Source organism: Lawsonibacter faecis (genome assembly GCF_014287675.1).
GTDB classification, from domain to species: Bacteria; Bacillota; Clostridia; order Oscillospirales; family Oscillospiraceae; genus Pseudoflavonifractor; species Pseudoflavonifractor faecis.
In genome coordinates this window covers 18,450-36,704 of record NZ_JACOPQ010000015.1, presented here as the reverse complement: position 1 = coordinate 36,704, position 18,255 = coordinate 18,450, and the positions used below count along the sequence as shown (strand labels likewise).

The window sequence follows — 18,255 nt, the reverse complement described above, 5'->3', positions numbered from 1 at the left end:
AGAGCGGAGGGGGTATCGCACCGGCGTCCGCCCCGGTGCGTATCCAGGGGGAACGGGGTTCCCCCTGGAGGGCGCGGCCGTAATACCCCGCATTTTCCGCAGAAAATGTCCGCGCCCCTGCCGGTGGCGAATGGTGCGGTGTTACCGGTCGTCATCAAAACTCTGGTATTTCAAAAGTAGGGCGGGGGCTGATGTCCTCCGCCGCAAGGAGCTGATCATTTTGATACTCAAAACCAAACTCCTCGGCCGCGTCTACGACTTCAAGTCGGTCAAGGACGTGCTGGCCAAGGCAAACGAGGTCAAATCCGGCGACAGCCTGGCGGGCATCGCCGCCGAGACCGCCGAGGAGCGGGTGGCCGCCAAGGTGGTGGTGGCGAACCTTCTGTTGTCCGACCTGCGCAACAGCCCCGCCGTCCCCTACGAGGAGGACGAGGTGACCCGCATCATTCAGGACGACGTGAACGAAAAGGTCTACGCCGAGATCAAGAACTGGACGGTCTCGGAGCTGAGGGAGTGGCTTCTCAGCGAGAAGACCACCAATGAGGATATCTGGCGGGTATCCCGGGGCCTGACGGCCGAGATGATTGCGGCGGTGGCCAAGCTGATGAGCAACATGGACCTCATCTACGCGGCGAAGAAAATCAAGGTCACCGCCCACTGCAACACCACCATCGGCGAGCCGGGGACCCTCTCCTGCCGCCTCCAGCCCAACCACCCCACCGACGACCCCGACGGCATCATGGCCTCCCTGCTGGAGGGCCTCACCTACGGCGCGGGGGACGCGGTGCTGGGCCTCAACCCCGTGGACGACAGCGTGGAGAGCGTCCGCCGGGTGCTGGACCGCTTCCATGAGGTGCGCAACCGCTGGGAGATTCCCACCCAAATCTGCGTCCTGGCCCATGTGACCACCCAGATGGAGGCCGTGCGCCAGGGCGCGCCCTGCGACCTCATCTTCCAGTCCATTGCCGGCAGCCAAAAGGGCAACGAGGCCTTCGGCCTCACCGGCAGCATGATTGAGGAGGCCCGTCAGCTCGCCCTCCGGGAGGGCAACGCCACCGGCCCCAACGTGATGTACTTTGAGACCGGGCAGGGCAGCGAACTCTCCAGCGAGGCGCATCACGGGGCCGACCAGGTGGTCATGGAGGCCCGGTGCTACGGCTTCGCCAAGCGGTACCAGCCCTTCCTGGTGAACACGGTGGTGGGCTTCATCGGCCCGGAATACCTCTACAATTCCAAGCAGGTCATCCGCGCGGGCCTGGAGGATCATTTTATGGGCAAGCTCACCGGCATCCCCATGGGGTGCGACGCGTGCTACACCAACCATATGAAGGCCGACCAGAACGACATCGAGGATTTGGCCGTCCTCCTCACCACCGCCGGGTGCAACTACTTTATGGGCATCCCCCACGGGGACGACGTGATGCTCAACTACCAGACCACCGGCTTCCACGAGACCGCCGCCCTGCGGGAGATGTTCGGCCTCACCGCCATCAAGCCCTTCCAGGAGTGGCTGGAGAAGATGGGCTTTGTCCGCAGCGGCAGGCTGACGGATTTGGCGGGCGACGCGTCCATTCTGCTGGCCTGATTAACTGCGGCCCGTCTTCTCCAGCGCGAGCGAGAGCGAGCCGCCGCGAATGCGGCGCAGCCGCGGCGGATTTATTTCGCCGCGGCAGCTGATAAAAAGCGGGGCCCCCATCGAAGCTCTTGATTCGATGGGGAGAAGATGGGCTTTGTCCGCAGCGGCAGGCTGACGGATTTGGCGGGCGACGCGTCCATTCTGCTGGCCTGAGCGTAAGTTGCCTCCCTTATGAAGGGAGGGGGACCGCCGCAGGCGGAGGGGAGCTTCAATCCCCGGGTGCTCCGCGCCAGCCCCCTTCTAAAGGGTCAATCAAGGAGTTGATTTATTTGAACGACAAAGAACTGCGCACCCTGGTGGAGCGCATGATAGTGGACCTCATGGGCCAGGCGCCCACGCCCCAGGTGAAGGGCGCGGACTACGTGCCCCTGGAGAGCGAGGGGGTGACCCGGGCCTGGGAGCAGAGCGTGGCCGCCGGGGCCATGCTGCCCGATATCTCGGAAATCGATCTGCGGCGGCAGTACCTGATTGAGAACCCCCGCAACGGCGCCGCCTTCCAGGACCTGAAGCTGAAAACCCCCGCCCGCATCGGCGTGGGCCGGGCGGGCGCCCGGTACAAGACCGTCACCATGCTCCGGGTCCGGGCCGACCACGCGGCCGCCCAGGACTCCTGCTTCTCCCTGGTGGACGAGGAATTTGTAAAGCGGAACCAGTTTGTCCCCGTCCAGACCCTCTGCGGGGACAAGGACGAGTACCTGACCCGGCCCGACAAGGGCCGCCGGTTCGACCAGGAGAACCAGGCGATCATCCAAAAGACCCTGGGCCGCAACCCCAGGGTGGCCCTGGTGGTGGGCGACGGGCTGAGCTCCGCCGCCATTGAGGCCAACGCCGAGGACTGCATCGAGTCGGTCAAGGCGGGGCTCAAATCCTTCGGCATCGACACGCCGGACATCCTCTTCATCAAGTTCTGCCGGGTGGGCGCCAGCGACCACATCGGCGAGCTGACCGGGGCCGAGGTGGTCTGTATGCTGGTGGGGGAGCGGCCCGGCCTGGTGACGGCGGAGTCCATGTCCGCCTATATCACCTACAAACCCTATATCGGCATCCCCGAGTCCAAGCGAACCGTCATCTCCAACATCCACAGGCAGGGCACCACGGCGGTGGAGGCGGGCGCGCACATCGCGGAACTGATTAAGACCATGCTGGAGAAAAAGGCCAGCGGTATCGATTTGAAATAAAAAAAGATGCTAAAGAGAGAAAAAAGAAGAAAGTGGAGGCTGGGCAAGCTGTTTTTCTTTTTTCTTTTCCAAAGGGGTGTTTTCATGACAAACGATTTGATTCCCGTCAATATCCTCGCCACCCACACCATCGCCAACGTGAGCGAGAGCCTGGCGGCCAGGCTGTCTCTGCCCGAGGGGCACCGCTCCATCGGCATCATCACCACCGACTGCGACGACGTGACCTACTGCGCCCTGGACGAGGCAACCAAGTCCGCCGCCGTGGAGGTGGTCTACGGCAGGAGCCTCTACGCGGGGGCGGCCAATGCCTCCACCAAGTACGCCGGGGAGGTCATCGGCATCCTGGCCGGACCAAACCCGGCGGAGGTCCAGAGCGGCCTTCGGTCGGCGGTGGGCTTCATCCAGGACGGCGCGGGCTTCCGCTCCGCCAATGAGGACGACAGCGTGGTCTACTTCGCCCACACCGTCTCCCGCACCGGGACCTATCTCTCCCAGACAGCGGGAGTGCGGGAGGGGGAGGCGCTGGCCTATCTCATCGCCCCGCCCCTGGAGGCCGTGGTGGGCCTGGACGAGGCCCTCAAGGCCGCCGATGTGGAGTTGGTGGCCCTCTACGAGCCGCCCAGCGAGACCAACTTCGGCGGCGGACTCCTCACCGGCACCCAGTCCGCCTGCAACGCGGCGGCGGCGGCCTTCGCCGAAGCGGTCAAGTCCGTGGCGGCCCGGCCCAGGGAGGTGTAGATATGCAATTGGATAAGGACCTGCGGTCCGTCCAGGAGGTGCGCAACCTCATCGCCGCGGCCCGTGAGGCCCAGCGGGTGCTGGCGGGAATGGATCAGAAGCAGCTGGACGCCATCGTGGCGGCCATTTCCCGGGCCGGCGCGGAGGACGCCCGGCGGCTGGGCGACATGGCGGTGGAGGAGACCGGCTTCGGCCGCAAAGAGGACAAGGAGCTTAAAAACCGCTTTGCCGCCGTGACCCTCTACGACGCAATCAAGGACGAGCGGACCATCGGCATCCTGGCCGAGGACCGCGAGAAGAAGACCATCGACATCGGCGTACCGGTCGGCATCGTGGCGGGGCTGGTGCCCTCCACCAACCCCACCTCCACCGTCATCTACAAGGCCATGATCTGCCTGAAGGCGGGCAACCCCATCATCTTCTCCCCCCACCCCAGCGCGCTCAACTGCATCACTGAGACGGTGAATGTGGTCCGCCGGGCGGCGGAAAGCGCGGGCGCCCCCGCCGGGTGCGTCTCCTGCATCTCCACCCCCACACTGGAGGCCACCAACGCCCTGATGAAGCACGACGACACCCGGCTCATCCTCGCGACCGGCGGCGGGGCCATGGTCAAGGCGGCCTACTCCTCCGGCACCCCCGCCATCGGCGTGGGCGCGGGCAACGGACCGGCCTATATCCACCGCACAGCCAACGTCCAAATGGCGGTCAAGCGCATTCTGGACTCCAAAACCTTCGATAACGGCACCATCTGCGCCAGCGAGCAGTCCATTGTGGTGGAAAAGGCCATGGAACGCGCGGTAACCGAGGAGTTGAAGCGCCAGGGGGCCTATCTTCTCTCCGATGCGGAGCACAAGACCCTCTCCAGGTTCATACTGAGGGCAAACGGCACCATGAACCCGCAGATTGTGGGCAAAAGCGTGGAAACCGTGGCAAAACTGGCCGGACTGAGCGGAATCCCCGCCTCCGCGCGGGTTTTGGTGGCAAGAGAGACCGGCGTGGGCAAAGGATACCCATATTCCAATGAAAAATTGGGCCTCATTTTGGCATACTACGTGGAGGCGGACGAGGAGGCGGTGCTCCGCCGCTGTGTGGAGATCCTGGAGTGGGAGGGCGCGGGCCATACCTTCTCCATCCACGCCGAGGATGAAAGCGTGGTCAAGCGGTTTGCAAAGGCGGTCCCTGCCAGCCGGGTGCTGGTGAATACTCCCTCCGCCCTGGGCGGTATCGGGGCCAGCACCTGCCTCTTCCCCGCCCTGACCCTGGGCTGCGGTGCGGTGGGCGGGTCGTCCAGCTCCAACAACATCGGGCCCCTGGACCTCATCAACATCAAGCGGGTGGCCTGGGGTGTGCGCGAGCTGGAGGATATCCGGGCCGGAAACGCCTCCTCTCCCTGGGAGAACACACGTACCGGGGCGGCGGCGTCCTGCGGCGGCGGAAACGGCGCGTCGGGCGGCATGGACAACGCCGCCATGGATGAGCTGGTGCGCCAGATTATGAGGAGGCTGGGCGTATGAGCGAGGTCAATGCCGACGGCGTGCTGGTGAATCCCCAGGAGCACCTGCTCCAGGAGGTGCAGAACCTGACCAACAGCCTCATGGCCGAGGAGCCCAGGCACCAGGACGAGGAGCCGGTCCGTGAGCACCCGATTTACGCGGCCAACGGCGAATACGCCGGGACGGTGGGGGGCATCCCCCACAGGCAGGCCGAGGCCGTGGCCCGGGGCGACGCCCACCGGGGCGCTGGGACGGCCATGAGCGCCGTGGAGGCGGAAAAGCCCGCCAAGACGGGACGGAAGAGGGCGGCGAAGGCGGACGGCTCACCCTCCGGGGGAGACGGGGGAGGGAGCCCTCGGCCCGCCGCGCGGACGGCGCCCCCGGCGGGGGAGCCAAGGATGAAAAAATCAGCTCCCTCGGGCAGCGGCGCAGCCGCTGCCGGCTCCCTCAGCGAGGGAGGCAAATATGAAAGGAGAATTTCAATGGCGAACACGAATGCACTGGGAATGGTGGAGACAAAGGGCCTGGTGGCGGCCATCGAGGCGGCGGACGCCATGGTAAAGGCGGCCAACGTACAGCTGGTGGGCAAGGAGCAGGTGGGCGGCGGCCTGGTGACCGTGATGGTCCGGGGCGACGTCGGCGCCGTCAAGGCCGCCACCGACGCGGGCGCGGCTGCGGCGGAGAAGGTGGGCGAGCTGGTGAGCGTCCACGTCATCCCCCGCCCCCACGCCGAGGTGGACTCCGTTCTGCCCCACGGCAAGAGCGAGTACGACGGTCAGTAAGCCATGGCCTTACTGACCGAGGAGGACGTGCGCCGGATGTCCAACGGCGGCACCCGGGGGCCCGTGGTGGTACGGCGCGAGGAGGTACTGACCCCCGGCGCCAAGGACTATTTGAGCGCGCACAAGGTGGAGGTCGTGTACCCGGAGGGAAAATCCGAGGGCCATGGGGCGGGGACGAGCCCCCGTCCTGCAAAGGCCGGGGGGGAAAAGCCCGCGGCCAGGTACCGCACGCTCTTTGGGGCCGATCTGTACGAAAAACCGGAGCACATGACCCACCTGAAGGGCAATATTCTGGTCTTCAAGGACCACCCCCGCATCGCATTCCGGGGGTACATCGACCTGCTGGAGGCGGAGATTACCCTGGCCCAGCACGCGGCCGCGGGAGAGGGCTATGGGACGCTGGCCGAAGAGCTGGAGGAGGTGCTGGACTTCGTGCGGCGCTTTATCCGCTTCGATGTGCTGGATGAGAACCTGGGGGAGATGCGGCTCTGCGGCTATACGCCCGGAGAGCTGCGGGAGTACTCCCACTACCCGGAAAAGCACTTTGGGCAGCCCCACTTCCTGATCCGCTACACCGACGGCCCGGCCATTCTGGCGGTGAACAAGGTCCGCACCATCGTACGGCAGACCGAGCTGGCAGCCTACCGGGCGTTCCGGGACGCGGACGGCAACGTGACCCGGGACGACATCATTCTGGGGCTCAACCGCCTCTCCTCCCTTATGTGGATTATGATGATCAAACTAAAAGCAGGGAAATATCAGAAAGGGTGAAAACCCGTGGAATTACAGCAAATGCAGATTGACCGCCTGGCGGAGGAAATCGTGGCCCGCATGACCATTGAGATCGAGGCCAGCGGACGGCACGTCCACCTCAGCCGCGGGGATCTGGAGACGCTCTTCGGCCGGGGCTACCAACTGAACCGGGTGAAGGATTTGAGCCAGCCGGGGCAGTTCGCCTGCGCCGAGCGGGTGACCCTCGCCGGGCCCAAGGGGGAGCTGAAAAATGTGGTGATCCTGGGGCCTGAGCGGGGCGAGAGCCAGGTGGAGGTCTCCCTCACCGACGCGGTGGCGCTGGGTGTCACCCCGCCGGTGCGTATCTCGGGCAGCATTGAGGGGACGCCGGGGATCGCCATTCGGCACGGGGACCGGGAGATTCGTCTCACGAAGGGCCTTATTGTCGCCAAGCGGCACATCCACATCACTCCGGAGGACGCCCGCCGCTTTGGCGTGGCAGACAAGCAGGACGTGCGCCTGCGGACCTTTACGGGCCGTCCGCTGATCTTTGAGGAGGTGGAGGTCCGAGTGTCCGAAAAGTTCTCCACCGTGGTGCACATCGACTACGACGAGGCCAACGCCTGCGGATTTAAGAAGGGCGACAGGGGAATGATTCTGCCGGAGGGATAGCCGACGCACGGGGTATATGCGGTGGCCGAGGAGCCGCGCCGGGTGGCGCGTCCAAGCGTTTGGCCCGCGGGCCAAACCTTGATGCCCGGGCGGATTCACTCCGCCCGGGCAGATAAAATCATAAAGGGTTCCCCACAAAAGACCCATCTTTTGTGGGGAAGGCCAACGCCTGCGGATTTAAGAAGGGCGACAGGGGAATGATTCTGGCCCGGCAGAGGCCGCAGGGGAGAGGGCCGATGACCGCCCCGATAAAAGGAGCTGAGGGGATTGATACTGGAAGAACGGGACGGCGGGCTGGTCATCACCTGGCTCCCGGTGGAGCAGATGGCCCTGCTGTCCCTGGGGCTGGCGCTGACCGAGGAGGAGCGGCGGGTGCTGTCCGCTCTGCTGGAGGGGAGGCGGGTCTCCCTGGCGGATGGGGCACTGGAGTATAAGCAGTACGCCAGAACCGCTGAGCGGGGGGTCTATATCCGCTTCACCTCCATGGAGCGGGAACTGCGGGAGCTGGGCATCGCCCGGGCGTCCACAGGCCGCCCCTACAGGGGGAGCGGACTATGATTGTGGGCGTCGTGACCGGCAACCTCTGGGCCACCAAGAAGTCCGCGGCCCTGCTGGGGCAGGCCTTCCTCACCGTCCGGGCGGGAGAGAAGTCTCTGGTCTGCGCGGACTGCGTGGGCGCGGGGGAGGGGGACACCGTCCTCGTGGCCACCGGCGGCGCGGCCCGGGTGGCGGCGGGACGGGAGATCCCCGTGGACGCCGCTATTGTGGGCATTGTGGATACTGAATCGTGATAAATGAAAAGAGAAAAAAGAGCGCATTGCCGTGCTGAACTTGAATGTCTGCTGCAATTTCGCCGCGCAGCCGCCCTTTTTATTTCCCGCGCTTCTCTTTTCAATGAATTCTAAGCTAAGGGGGCAATCTTTTTGTCCATCAACGAGATCATCGTCTATCTAATGGTTCTCTTTATGGCCCTGGGGGCCATTGACCGCATCATCGGCAATCGGTTCGGACTGGGAGAGAAGTTCGAGGAGGGCATCATCGCCATGGGCAGTCTGGCCCTGGCGATGATCGGCATTATCTGCCTGGCCCCGGTGCTGGCCAATCTCCTGCGGCCCGTGGTGGTGCCGGTCTATCAGTTCCTGGGGGCCGACCCGGCCATGTTCGCGGGCACCATCCTGGCAAACGACATGGGCGGCGCGCCCCTGGCGAAGGAGCTGGCGCTCAGTCCCGAGGCGGGACAGTTCGGCGGCCTCATCGTGGGCGCCATGCTGGGGCCCACCATCGTCTTCACCATCCCGGTGGGTCTGGGCATCATCAAGGCCGAGGACCGCAGGTATCTGGCCACCGGCGTGCTGGCGGGGGTAATCACCATTCCTGTGGGCGCCTTCGTGGGCGGCCTGGTGGCTGGATTCAACATCATAATGGTTCTGCGCAACCTCGTCCCCATCGTGCTGTTCGCGGTGCTCATCGCCGTGGGACTCTGGCTTATCCCCAACGGCATGGTAAAGGGCTTTCAGGTGTTCGGCAAAATTGTGGTTATTATAATCACCATAGGGCTGGCGGCCGCCATTATAGAAAAGCTGACCCCTATCACCCTCATCCCGGGAATGAACCCCATTGAGGAGGGCTTCGGCGTGGTGGGCGACATCGCCGTGGTGCTGGCGGGCGCGTTCCCGCTGGTATACGTCATCACCAAGGTCTTCAAGAAGCCCCTGATGAAGCTGGGACACCTGATGGGGATGAACGACATCTCCGCCGCGGGACTGGTGGCCACCCTGGCCAATAACATCCCCATGTTCGGCATGATGCACGACATGGACAAGCGGGGCAAGGTCATCAATGTGGCTTTCGCGGTTTCCGCCGCCTTCGTCTTCGGCGACCACCTGGGCTTTACGGCGGGCTTTGACGCCACCATGATCTTCCCCATGATCGTGGGCAAGCTGGTGGGCGGCGTCACCGCCGTGGCGGTGGCCATGTTCATCACCCGGCGGGATAGGGAGGCGGCGTAACACATGGACAGGCAAGCACTGGAACAGCTGGTCCGGGAGGTCCTGCTGGAGAAACTGGGCGGACAGGCCCGCAGCCGCGGAACCCACGGCGTCAAGAGCGTGGCGGCGCCCCGGATACAGATCACCGAGGCCGACCGCATGGACACCGGCCGCAGCGGCGACCGGGTCTACACCCATGACCTTTTCACGCTGGAGGAGAGCCCCCGAATGGGCGTGGGCGTCATGGAGATGATCGACACCACCTTCCCCTGGACCCTGGGCTACGACGAGATGGACTACGTGGTGGAGGGGCGGCTGGACGTACTCATCGGCGGGGAAACAGTCTCCGCCGGGCCGGGCGAGGTGCTCTATATCCCCAAGGGCAGCGCCATCCAGTTCTCCGTACAGGGCCGCGCGCGTTTTTTATACTTCGTCTATCCCGCGGACTGGCAGAGCCAGAAATAAGACAAAGCACCCCCGAAGCTCAAAGGACCGCATTCACGGATGCGGCTTTAAGGTTCCGGGGGTGCTTTGCCGTTTCGCTTGGAGGTTCGACGGAAGAGAAGGGCGGCGAAGCAGAAGAGCCTGTCGCGCACAAAGTCCGCGCAGATGCCGGCGGCGAAGATGAACAAGGCGATGAGCAGGACCAAAGCGGCGCATTGAGGCGTTGAATATTGGGCCAGGGCAGCCGTACTGCCGGAGAGGACGTGGCTCCAGACCAGGGGGTGCGCGTGGAGCAAATACACGCCGAAGGAGAGCGGCGCGCAGAAGCGGATGACACGGCGGGGAAGCGCATGCCCGGGCTGGTACTGGCGCAGGGCCAGGAGCAGGAAAATTGCGGAGAACAGGATCAGGGGGGAGCTGTAGGTTAAAAAGAGGCCGCTGAAGCTGAATATAATCAGCGGAGGCACGCCTTCAAACAGATCCTTCCCGAGCAGAGCCAGAAGGGAGCAGGCCAGATAGCCCAGGAGATAAAGCCGGGCGCTGCGCTGGCGCAGGGGAGGAAAACGCCGCAGGCAGCCGCCCAGGAGATAGAGGACAACCAGCCAGAGGACGCTGTAGCCGGACTGGACGGCGAAGGACTTCTCCGGCGAGAGGGCGGCCATAATGGAGAACGCCGCCACCAGCGTGATAGACAGCCGCTTTGCCGTGCTGCGGGTGAGCGCGTTCAGGATCAGATCCAGAAAGGGCATGAGAAGGAAGAGAACGAAATAGGCGGTAAAATACCAGTATGTGCCGTTCAGCACCGGGATGAAGGGCGCGAGCATATCCCGCGGGCGGAGGGAGCCGGGCTGGAGGAGGGCGAAGACCAGGGTGATGACCGCGGAGTAAAAGAACACCTGGAGCCACAGACTGCGCAGGCGGCGCAGCGGGTGGGGCCGTCCCGCGGCGACATATCCGCTGATAAGCCCCATACAGTTGACCGCGCAGTAGGAGAGGGCCTCCAGAGCCCAGAGCGTCCAGTACCGGAGAGAGCTGGGCGGCAGCGCGGCCAGCGCTCCCCCCACACCCAGCGTGTGGAGCACGACGACAAAAAACATGGAGAGGATGCGCAGCAGGTCCACGCCCAGGACCCGTTTATCGCCAGACTGCTCCATGACGTCCACCCCCAGTCACAATATATCTGAGGAATATTGTACCTATCATAAAGCGAAGTCATGCATCTGTCAAGGCGTGGGCAAGGCGCTTTGGATACGCCCGGAGAGGCGGCGCGGCGCCTGCGCCGCCTTTTTGCCGGGTCCGGGCGGAGCCGCCTTCTTGCCGGAGGCGGGGACCGGAGCTGTGCGGCAGCCTTTGAAAATGATGACCATGGCGCTTACCCCAGCATGGTATAGTCGCCGGTGACACTGCCCACCGCCGCGGAGGGGTGGATGCGCAGGGTGCCGGTGCAGTCCACGCAGTCGACAGTGCAGGCGGCGCCGATGGTGATATCGTGTCCGTTGACAACGCCGGCCTTGACGCCCTCCAGGTCTATCGTGGTGGCCTCGATGAGGTCTGCGGAGGAGATGGAGGAGGCGGAGGGGAGGAACATCTTCAGCAGGGAGACATGGTGGGAGCGGATGGAGACGTGGTCCCCCACAATCTCCCTGGCCTTGACGACGCCGGTGACCTTGACCCGGTCCGCGGAGATCTGCCCGTCGGACTGGAGGATGCCGGTGCAGGTAATCTCCGCGCCCTCCAGCTTGGCGGCCTTGACGTGGACCATGCCGCCCACCGTGAGGGTGTTGGCCACCGTGTCGCCCAGAAGGTCGGCCATGCCGTTGCAGGAGAACCGCTCGGTGCGCAGGGGGCCTGCGCACTTGAGGGTGCCGTTGACGGCTGTGGTCTGGCTGTCCAGACTGCCCTTGCAGTTGAAGGTGCCGTTGACGGTGACGCTCTGGGCGCTGAGCGCGCCGGTGCACTTGCCCATGCCGCTGACCGACACGGAGCGGTATTCACCGCCGGGCAGATCGCCCATTCCTGAGATCCTGATATCTTCCATCGTGATAACCTCCTAATATTTCAGCTTGAGCTTGCCCGCCAGCTCGCTCAGGTCCCAGCTTCCCAGGACGGGCAAATCGCTGTCCAGCGAGAGGGGCGCGGCAGCTTTGGACAGGAGCGCATGAATTTTGCCCTCGGCCCTGAAGACGGTCAGAGTCAAATCCACCGTCCGCTGGACGGGGATAGCCGCCGAGGCGGCCCTGATCAGCAGATCCCGCATGCCGTAATCCGGCAGGGAGAGGGCGTGTGCGGCCCTGGTGACCGTGGCGAAGAGCACCACGTCGAAAAACTCGTAGTTCTCCCGGCCGTAGAGCGACTGAATCACGGGCAGAAGAGTGGGGTCGATCTCCTCCATGGATTTAAGCCCCTCCGCCGAGCGGAAGCCCGGGGAGGTCTCGGGAGAGAGGAGGTTGGCCAGCTCCTCCAGGGAGTATTTGTCCTTGGCGTCCAAAATGGTCTGCACCCGGCTGAGTATCTGCTGCCGGGGAAAGAAGGTCTCCTGTCCGGTATAGGCCGACTGCTTGATGAACCACTCCTCCGGGATAAGCCGCTCCCTCTTCCAGCGATAGAGCTGTCCGTAGGAGATACCCGTCACGGCCAGGAGCTCTTTTTTGGAGATCAGGTCCATGCCATCACCTCGAAACGTAACAATGTTTTGTTTTGACAAGCACAGCATAACGTAACAATGTTTTGCTGTCAAGGCAATTCAGAGAATTTTAATCTAATTTCTATGGAGGCTTCGGCGGGGCGTGATATACTGTCCTGGCATGATAAGCGCGATTCGGTTTTGGCACCCGGGTTTATGGCGCATCCACCTTCCGGCGGAGCCTTGTGCCGCCAAGCGCTGTGCGTATGTATAGGATATCGTGAGAAAAGGGAGGGCAATCCGTGAGCATTCTTTTATATGTCCTGCTGGGCATCCTGGCCCTGCTGGCCATCTGCGCGGTGGGGGCGATGATCTTCTTCAAACTGTCCATGGGCCGCCGGGACAGCTGGAGGAGGCCTGATGAGAAGCGGTTTGGATCGGGGGAGAAGAGGGCCCTGATCCTCTACCAGCCCTCCAACGGAAGACACAATGTCCCTCAGGTGGAGGAGCTGGCCCGGTCCCTGGCGGGAGAGGGGTACGCCGTCACGGTGAACCACCCCTCGGACCAAGTGGAGTACGACCCCGTGGACTTTGACCTGCTGGTGTTCGGCACGCCGGTCTATATGGGCGAGACGGCCAAGCCCCTGCATAAATACCTGGAGGACCACCGCTTCTCCGGCAAGCGGGTCATCCTGTTTATCAACGGCCTGAGCACCGACAATACCGCCGATCTGGAGGCGCTGAAGCTGCGCGTCGCCGACGGGAACCGGATTGACGGCGTGAAGGTGACGAATAGGGAGACCGAAAAGCTGATAGGCTTCGTGAAGTCCCGCCTGGAGCAGGACGTTTCTGCCGACCCCAGCATATAAGGGGACAAACCCGCATATATATCGGGTACCATCAGAAATGCGGGAGTGAGGAAACGGTATGCAGACAGATTGGAACGTAAATCGGGCCGTACTACGGGGAACGGCGGCGGCGGCCCCCGTGGTCTCCCACGAAAACCACGGCATGATCTATTGGACCTTCCCCCTGGCGGTGCTGCGCCTCTCAGGCTCGGAGGACCGGGTGAACGTCATCGTCTCCGGCGAGCTGCTGTCGGACTGCCCGGTGGGCGAGGGGACGTGCGTGGAGGTGGAGGGGGAGGTCCGCTCCTTTAATAATAAGAGCGGCAAGGGAAGCCGCCTGGTCATCTCCCTCTACGCCCGCACCCTTGTCCGCGCCGAGGGGGAGCACCTGAACACCCTGGAACTGGTCGGCGTGCTCTGCAAGCCGCCTATCCTCCGGCATACCCCGCTGGGTCGGGAGATCTGCGATCTGATGCTGGCGGTGAACCGCCGGTACGGGCGTGCGGACTATCTGCCCTGCATCGCCTGGGGAGCCCTGGCCCAGCGCTGCGGCGCCCTGGGCGTGGGGGATGCGGTTCATATCGAGGGACGGTTCCAGAGCCGGAAGTATACCAAGGTATTCGACGGCGAGAGCGTGGAGAAGACCGCCTATGAGATCTCCGTCATGAAGCTGGAACAGGCCGGGGAAGAGGGAAAACCGTCAGCTTGACAAAAAGATGTTGCTTTAGCGTGATAGTCGTTTGACGTTACACACAGTCATCCCTGCGGAAAGAGCGCCCGATACCACCGGTATTGGGCGCTCTTTTGCAGGGATGACAAAAACTACTTGCAAAAAACAGTTATTTTTTTGTAAAAAACTATTGACAGAGACCGGGGGTAAGACAGTATACTAAGGGATATCGAAGCGGGCCGCAGGCGGACACATGTCCGCGGCAGTCCGCACGAGTGCGGCTGTGCGCAAGGAGGCGCGGCAGCGCGCCTCCTGTCCGGCGGAGCTCGGGCAGGCGGAGAAACTGACCCGACAGTTAACAATTGCCGGAAAACGGGGCCCAAGGGCGGACCGCGGCTGGCCCGGCGACCATTTTTCAGGAGGTATTGCACTATGGATTATGTGGATCAGGTACTGACGGCCGTCAAGGAAAAGAATGCCTACGAGCCCGAATTTCTGCAGACCATCACCGAGGTTTTAAACTCCCTGCGCCCCGTGGTGGAGCGCCGCCCCGAGTACAGGAAAGCCAAGATCCTGGAGCGGATTGTGGAGCCCGAGCGGATCGTCTCCTTCCGGGTGCCCTGGATTGACGACAAGGGCGAGTATCAGATCAACCGGGGCTTCCGCGTCCAGTTCAACAGCGCCATCGGCCCCTACAAGGGCGGACTGCGCTTTCACCCCAGCGTGAACCAGAGCATTATGAAGTTCCTGGGCTTCGAGCAGATCTTCAAAAACTCCCTCACCGGCCTGCCCATCGGCGGCGGCAAGGGCGGCAGCGACTTCGACCCCAAGGGCAAGAGCGACGACGAGGTGATGCGCTTCTGCCAGAGCTTCATGACCGAGCTCTACCGCCATATCGGCCCCGACTGCGACGTGCCCGCCGGCGATATCGGCGTGGGCGGCCGGGAGATCGGCTACCTCTACGGTCAGTATAAGCGCATCACCGGCCAGTACTGCGGCGTCCTCACCGGCAAGGGCCTGACCTACGGCGGCTCTCTGGCCCGGACCCAGGCCACCGGTTACGGCGTGGTGTACCTGGCAAACGAAGTCCTCGCCCACAAGGGCAAGAGCTTCGCGGGCAAGAAGGTCATTGTCTCCGGCTCCGGCAACGTGGCGATTTACGCCGCCCAGAAGGCCGCCGAGCTGGGCGCCACCGTGGTGGCCATGTGCGACTCCAACGGCTATATTGTCGACAGGGACGGCGTGGACGTCGCGGCGATTCAGGACATCAAGGAGGTCCGCCGCGCCCGGATTAAAGAGTACCTGGATGGCCACCCCAATGCCGAATACCACGACGGCTGCCACGGTATCTGGTCCGTGCCCTGCGATATCGCCCTCCCCTGCGCCACCCAGAACGAGATTGACCTGGACGCCGCCAAGAGCCTGCTGAAGAACGGCTGCTGGATGGTCACCGAGGGGTCCAACATGCCCTCTACCCTGGAGGCTATGGAAGCCTTCGCCGAGGCGGGCATCCTCTTTGTTCCCTCCAAGGCAGCCAATGCCGGCGGCGTGGCCGTCTCCGCCCTGGAGATGAGCCAGAACAGCCTGCGCCTGTCCTGGACCTTCGAGGAGGTGGACGGACGCCTCAAGGATATCATGGCGAACATCTACCAAAACATGTCCGCCGCCGCCGAGGAGTACGGCAAGACGCCCGAGGACTACGTCCTGGGCGCCAATGTGGCCGCGTTCCTCAAGGTGGCCGACGCCATGCTGGCCCAGGGCTGGGTGTAAGAATTCGATATTGACAGAAACCGTCGAAAAGGGCGGGCAGCGAGAGCTGCCCGCCCTTTTGAATAATTGGGAGGGGAGAGACGGAGTCGGCGGGTCTTTTATGGACGGACCTATAATAGATTGATAAAGGCCAGGGCCTCGGAGGAGAGCTTCATGGACTGATTCCACACCAGACAGACCCGGGGGCTGAAGGTCATGGACTCCAGGCGGCGGATGACCAGACTGGAGTCGTCGTTGAGCACGGCGGAGGTATAGGGGGCGATGGCGATGCCGATGCCCGCCCGGGCCCAGCTGAGGGAGGACTGGATCTCGTCGTTCTCGCAGATGATATGGGGGCTGAAGCCCTTCTTGCGGCAGGCGCTGACCAGCATCTCCCGGTAGCGGCGGTGGGTGACCAGGGGTTTGTCCTGAAGCTCCTCCAGAGTGATGGGGCTGCTGCCGGGTGCGTCGTAGAAATGGGGCTTGGCGATGGTGACGAAGTAGTCCAGCTCGTCGGGGGGGAGGGCCGGGTCCCGGATGGGAACCATGCGGAAGGAGGAGACGTTGAAGGGCTCCCGGACGAAGCCCAGGTCGGCGTGGCCCTCGGTGAGGGAGGCGAGCACGGTATCGGTCCGGCCCTCGATGACCTGAAAGTTTACATAGGGATACCGGGTGCAGAACTGAGAGATTTTATCCGGCAGAAGGCGGTTGTTCACCGAGCCGATGGTGGCGATGCGGATGACCACCTGCTTCTCCTGGGAGACGGCCTGGATGTCCCAGGCGGTCTCCTCCAGCAGTGCGAGAATGGCCTGAGCACGCTCCCGCAGGAGCCGCCCCTCTGGGGTGATGTCCAGGCGGCGCTTGTCGCGGAGAAAGAGGGGGGCGCCCAGCTCCTCCTCCAGGGCTTTGAGCTGAAGGCTCAGGGGCGGCTGGGAAATATTCAGGCTCTGGGCCGCCCGGGTGACGCTCCCCATTTTGGCAATCTCCAGGAAGTACTCAAGCTGCTTTAGCGTCATTGCACAAAACACCATCCCTAAAATGTACTGATTTATACAAGATAAATATATAAAAAATATATATGTTGGGCTTTTAAAAACATAAATGTATTTGAAAAAGGGACAACAAAATGCTATAGTACAACATGGAAGTACAAAACGCCAACATTCCATAAAAGAACCAAACGACAGGGGTTTTACGCATTGCAGGAGGCGCTGGGCGCGGCAAAAAGCGGGGCCCTTTCATTATTTTTAATTATAAATGCATTTCATATAAAATGCAACACCAACTGATATTTGACCCTTTCGGCGGGAAATACCCTCGATGCACGGAAAAGTCACCGTTCGCCGGCATTTTGCGGCGAAAAAACACCGGTTATAACGCGTATCCCCCAGGTACGCTTTATGATGATTATAAATGTGTATCCCCCAGATGCACCTTTATAATGCTGGCACCGCCCCCGCGAATCCTGACGCAAAGCGCAAAAAACGAGAGGGAGGAAATTTCATGACTCAAGAGAGCAAATTGCAAGAACCAACCGGCATCAAGAAGTATTTCAAAGAGCAAAACATCGAGTTCTCATTCAACCGCATCGCCATTCAGGGCCTCGGCGGCATGGCTCACGGCCTGTTTGCCTCGCTGCTCATCGGCACCATCATCAAGACCATCGGCGGCTTTATCCCCGGCGCGGTAGGCGCGTTCCTGCTTGAGATCGCCACCTACACCGGCGCGGTCCAGGGTGCGGCTATGGCCCTGGCCATCGGCTACTCCATGGGATGCGCTCCTTACGTCCTCTATTCCCTGGCGACTGTCGGCTTTGCCGCTAACGCCTTAGGCGGCGGCGGCGGACCTCTGGCCGTCTACTTCATCAGCCTGGTCGCCATCTTCTTCGGCAAGCTGGTCTCCAAGCGCACCCCCGTCGATCTGCTCGTCACACCCACTGTGACCATTCTCGTAGGCGTCCTGCTGGCAAAGTTCCTGGCGCCCACCATTGGACAGGTTGCGGTCCTCCTCGGCGATGTCATCATGTGGGCCACCGAGATGCAGCCGTTCCTGATGGGCATTCTGGTGTCCGTGATCATGGGCATTGTGCTCACCCTCCCCATCAGCTCCGCGGCTATCTGCGCAGCCTTGGGACTTGTGGGTCTGGCGGGCGGCGCGGCTGTCGCCGGCTGCTGCGCCCAGATGGTCGGCTTCGCGGTGTGCACCTATCGTGAGAACAAGGTCGGCGGCCTGACCTCCATCGGCCTGGGCACCTCCATGCTGCTGGTTCCCAATCTGCTGAAGAAGCCCGTACTCTGGCTGCCGCCCACGATTGCGGCCGCCATCACCGGCCCCATCGCCACCTGCGTCTTCAAGCTGACCATGAACGGCGCGCCCGTCTCCGCCGGCATGGGCACCTGCGGCCTGGTGGGCCCCATCGGTGTGGTCACCGGGTGGCTGACCCCTGGCGAGGCTGCTATCACGAAGGGCCTGACAGCCATCACCCCCGGTGCGATGGACTGGATTGGCATGGTTTTGATTTGCTTCGTGCTCCCCGCAATTCTCGCATTTGTGATTTCCGAGTTCATGCGGAAAATGGGATGGATCAAGGAAGGCGACTACAAGCTGGTTTGATCTGAAAGGTCCCGGACGGCTACATATTTAAGACCGCCGCCGGGGCGCCCGTTACAGATTACGGGCGCCCCGGCAGCGCATCGGGCCTG

At 62.9% G+C, this 18,255-nt stretch carries 19 protein-coding genes; 15 read left to right on the top strand and 4 right to left on the bottom strand.

Annotation, left to right across the window (positions count from 1 at the left end; translation table 11 throughout):
* The first annotated feature begins 220 nt into the window (after positions 1-220).
* The 11 genes from H8S62_RS15435 (at position 221) to H8S62_RS15385 (ending at position 9,684) form a co-directional block, all read left to right on the top strand.
* On the top strand, positions 221-1,585 hold the full coding sequence (locus tag H8S62_RS15435; RefSeq protein ID WP_186920184.1) for an ethanolamine ammonia-lyase subunit EutB: 1,365 nt from the start codon (positions 221-223) through the stop codon (positions 1,583-1,585).
* Positions 1,586-1,905: 320 nt separating this feature from the next.
* Positions 1,906-2,814, top strand: coding sequence for an ethanolamine ammonia-lyase subunit EutC (eutC, locus tag H8S62_RS15430; RefSeq protein ID WP_155150171.1), 909 nt, complete (start codon positions 1,906-1,908; stop codon positions 2,812-2,814).
* Between the two features lie 84 nt (positions 2,815-2,898).
* Positions 2,899-3,552: an ethanolamine utilization microcompartment protein EutL gene (eutL, locus tag H8S62_RS15425; protein WP_155150173.1), complete on the top strand. Its 654-nt coding sequence runs from the start codon at positions 2,899-2,901 to the stop codon at positions 3,550-3,552.
* A gap of 2 nt (positions 3,553-3,554) precedes the next feature.
* A complete protein-coding gene (locus tag H8S62_RS15420) occupies positions 3,555-5,066 on the top strand; it encodes an acetaldehyde dehydrogenase (acetylating) (protein WP_155150174.1) in 1,512 nt (503 codons plus the stop codon).
* A 461-nt stretch (positions 5,067-5,527) separates the two neighbouring features.
* Positions 5,528-5,827, top strand: coding sequence for an ethanolamine utilization microcompartment protein EutM (gene eutM, locus H8S62_RS15415; protein ID WP_155150237.1), 300 nt, complete (start codon positions 5,528-5,530; stop codon positions 5,825-5,827).
* A 3-nt stretch (positions 5,828-5,830) separates the two neighbouring features.
* On the top strand, positions 5,831-6,598 hold the full coding sequence (locus H8S62_RS15410; RefSeq protein WP_155150176.1) for an ATP-binding protein: 768 nt from the start codon (positions 5,831-5,833) through the stop codon (positions 6,596-6,598).
* A gap of 21 nt (positions 6,599-6,619) precedes the next feature.
* Positions 6,620-7,231, top strand: coding sequence for an ethanolamine utilization phosphate acetyltransferase EutD (gene eutD, locus H8S62_RS15405; protein WP_155152931.1), 612 nt, complete (start codon positions 6,620-6,622; stop codon positions 7,229-7,231).
* A 267-nt stretch (positions 7,232-7,498) separates the two neighbouring features.
* Entirely contained in the window at positions 7,499-7,789 is a 291-nt protein-coding gene (locus H8S62_RS15400) for a hypothetical protein (protein ID WP_243255778.1), read from the top strand.
* Entirely contained in the window at positions 7,786-8,022 is a 237-nt protein-coding gene (locus tag H8S62_RS15395) for a EutN/CcmL family microcompartment protein (RefSeq protein ID WP_155150178.1), read from the top strand. The genes H8S62_RS15400 and H8S62_RS15395 overlap by 4 nt, the downstream gene beginning before the upstream one ends.
* A gap of 132 nt (positions 8,023-8,154) precedes the next feature.
* A complete protein-coding gene (gene eutH, locus H8S62_RS15390) occupies positions 8,155-9,240 on the top strand; it encodes an ethanolamine utilization protein EutH (protein ID WP_155150180.1) in 1,086 nt (361 codons plus the stop codon).
* A gap of 3 nt (positions 9,241-9,243) precedes the next feature.
* On the top strand, positions 9,244-9,684 hold the full coding sequence (locus tag H8S62_RS15385) for a cupin domain-containing protein (RefSeq protein ID WP_155150182.1): 441 nt from the start codon (positions 9,244-9,246) through the stop codon (positions 9,682-9,684).
* 47 nt (positions 9,685-9,731) lie between these two features.
* On the opposite strand, the gene H8S62_RS15380 is transcribed toward H8S62_RS15385, so the two are convergent.
* From H8S62_RS15380 to H8S62_RS15370, 3 genes are all read right to left on the bottom strand, one after another.
* Complete coding sequence (locus H8S62_RS15380) at positions 9,732-10,817, bottom strand: acyltransferase (RefSeq protein WP_155150184.1); 1,086 nt, start codon at positions 10,815-10,817, stop codon at positions 9,732-9,734.
* 218 nt (positions 10,818-11,035) lie between these two features.
* Positions 11,036-11,701: a hypothetical protein gene (locus H8S62_RS15375; protein ID WP_186920183.1), complete on the bottom strand. Its 666-nt coding sequence runs from the start codon at positions 11,699-11,701 to the stop codon at positions 11,036-11,038.
* Between the two features lie 12 nt (positions 11,702-11,713).
* A complete protein-coding gene (locus H8S62_RS15370) occupies positions 11,714-12,328 on the bottom strand; it encodes a DUF4004 family protein (protein WP_186920181.1) in 615 nt (204 codons plus the stop codon).
* Positions 12,329-12,588: 260 nt separating this feature from the next.
* On the opposite strand from H8S62_RS15370, the gene H8S62_RS15365 reads away from it, so the two are divergent.
* The 3 genes from H8S62_RS15365 (at position 12,589) to gdhA (ending at position 15,574) form a co-directional block, all read left to right on the top strand.
* Complete coding sequence (locus H8S62_RS15365; protein WP_186920179.1) at positions 12,589-13,155, top strand: flavodoxin domain-containing protein; 567 nt, start codon at positions 12,589-12,591, stop codon at positions 13,153-13,155.
* 58 nt (positions 13,156-13,213) lie between these two features.
* On the top strand, positions 13,214-13,843 hold the full coding sequence (locus H8S62_RS15360) for a single-stranded DNA-binding protein (protein WP_155150191.1): 630 nt from the start codon (positions 13,214-13,216) through the stop codon (positions 13,841-13,843).
* Between the two features lie 393 nt (positions 13,844-14,236).
* Complete coding sequence (gene gdhA / locus H8S62_RS15355; RefSeq protein WP_186920177.1) at positions 14,237-15,574, top strand: NADP-specific glutamate dehydrogenase; 1,338 nt, start codon at positions 14,237-14,239, stop codon at positions 15,572-15,574.
* A gap of 110 nt (positions 15,575-15,684) precedes the next feature.
* On the opposite strand, the gene H8S62_RS15350 is transcribed toward gdhA, so the two are convergent.
* Complete coding sequence (locus tag H8S62_RS15350) at positions 15,685-16,569, bottom strand: LysR family transcriptional regulator (RefSeq protein ID WP_186920176.1); 885 nt, start codon at positions 16,567-16,569, stop codon at positions 15,685-15,687.
* 487 nt (positions 16,570-17,056) lie between these two features.
* Here H8S62_RS15350 and H8S62_RS15345 point away from each other — a divergent pair, with 487 nt between their 5' ends.
* Complete coding sequence (locus tag H8S62_RS15345) at positions 17,057-18,166, top strand: PTS sugar transporter subunit IIC (protein ID WP_186920174.1); 1,110 nt, start codon at positions 17,057-17,059, stop codon at positions 18,164-18,166.
* Positions 18,167-18,255 lie beyond the last annotated feature (89 nt).

Bases quoted from the DNA above. Each gene is read 5' to 3' on its own strand.
- eutL (WP_155150173.1), top strand. From the start codon at position 2,899: ATGACAAACGATTTGATTCCCGTCAATATCCTCGCCACCCACACCATC.
- H8S62_RS15420 (WP_155150174.1), top strand. From the start codon at position 3,555: ATGCAATTGGATAAGGACCTGCGGTCCGTCCAGGAGGTGCGCAACCTC.
- eutM (WP_155150237.1), top strand. From the start codon at position 5,528: ATGGCGAACACGAATGCACTGGGAATGGTGGAGACAAAGGGCCTGGTG.
- H8S62_RS15410 (WP_155150176.1), top strand. From the start codon at position 5,831: ATGGCCTTACTGACCGAGGAGGACGTGCGCCGGATGTCCAACGGCGGC.
- eutD (WP_155152931.1), top strand. From the start codon at position 6,620: ATGCAGATTGACCGCCTGGCGGAGGAAATCGTGGCCCGCATGACCATT.
- H8S62_RS15395 (WP_155150178.1), top strand. From the start codon at position 7,786: ATGATTGTGGGCGTCGTGACCGGCAACCTCTGGGCCACCAAGAAGTCC.
- H8S62_RS15385 (WP_155150182.1), top strand. From the start codon at position 9,244: ATGGACAGGCAAGCACTGGAACAGCTGGTCCGGGAGGTCCTGCTGGAG.
- H8S62_RS15380 (WP_155150184.1), bottom strand. From the start codon at position 10,817: ATGGAGCAGTCTGGCGATAAACGGGTCCTGGGCGTGGACCTGCTGCGC.
- H8S62_RS15375 (WP_186920183.1), bottom strand. From the start codon at position 11,701: ATGGAAGATATCAGGATCTCAGGAATGGGCGATCTGCCCGGCGGTGAA.
- H8S62_RS15370 (WP_186920181.1), bottom strand. From the start codon at position 12,328: ATGGACCTGATCTCCAAAAAAGAGCTCCTGGCCGTGACGGGTATCTCC.
- H8S62_RS15360 (WP_155150191.1), top strand. From the start codon at position 13,214: ATGCAGACAGATTGGAACGTAAATCGGGCCGTACTACGGGGAACGGCG.
- gdhA (WP_186920177.1), top strand. From the start codon at position 14,237: ATGGATTATGTGGATCAGGTACTGACGGCCGTCAAGGAAAAGAATGCC.
- H8S62_RS15350 (WP_186920176.1), bottom strand. From the start codon at position 16,569: ATGACGCTAAAGCAGCTTGAGTACTTCCTGGAGATTGCCAAAATGGGG.
- H8S62_RS15345 (WP_186920174.1), top strand. From the start codon at position 17,057: ATGACTCAAGAGAGCAAATTGCAAGAACCAACCGGCATCAAGAAGTAT.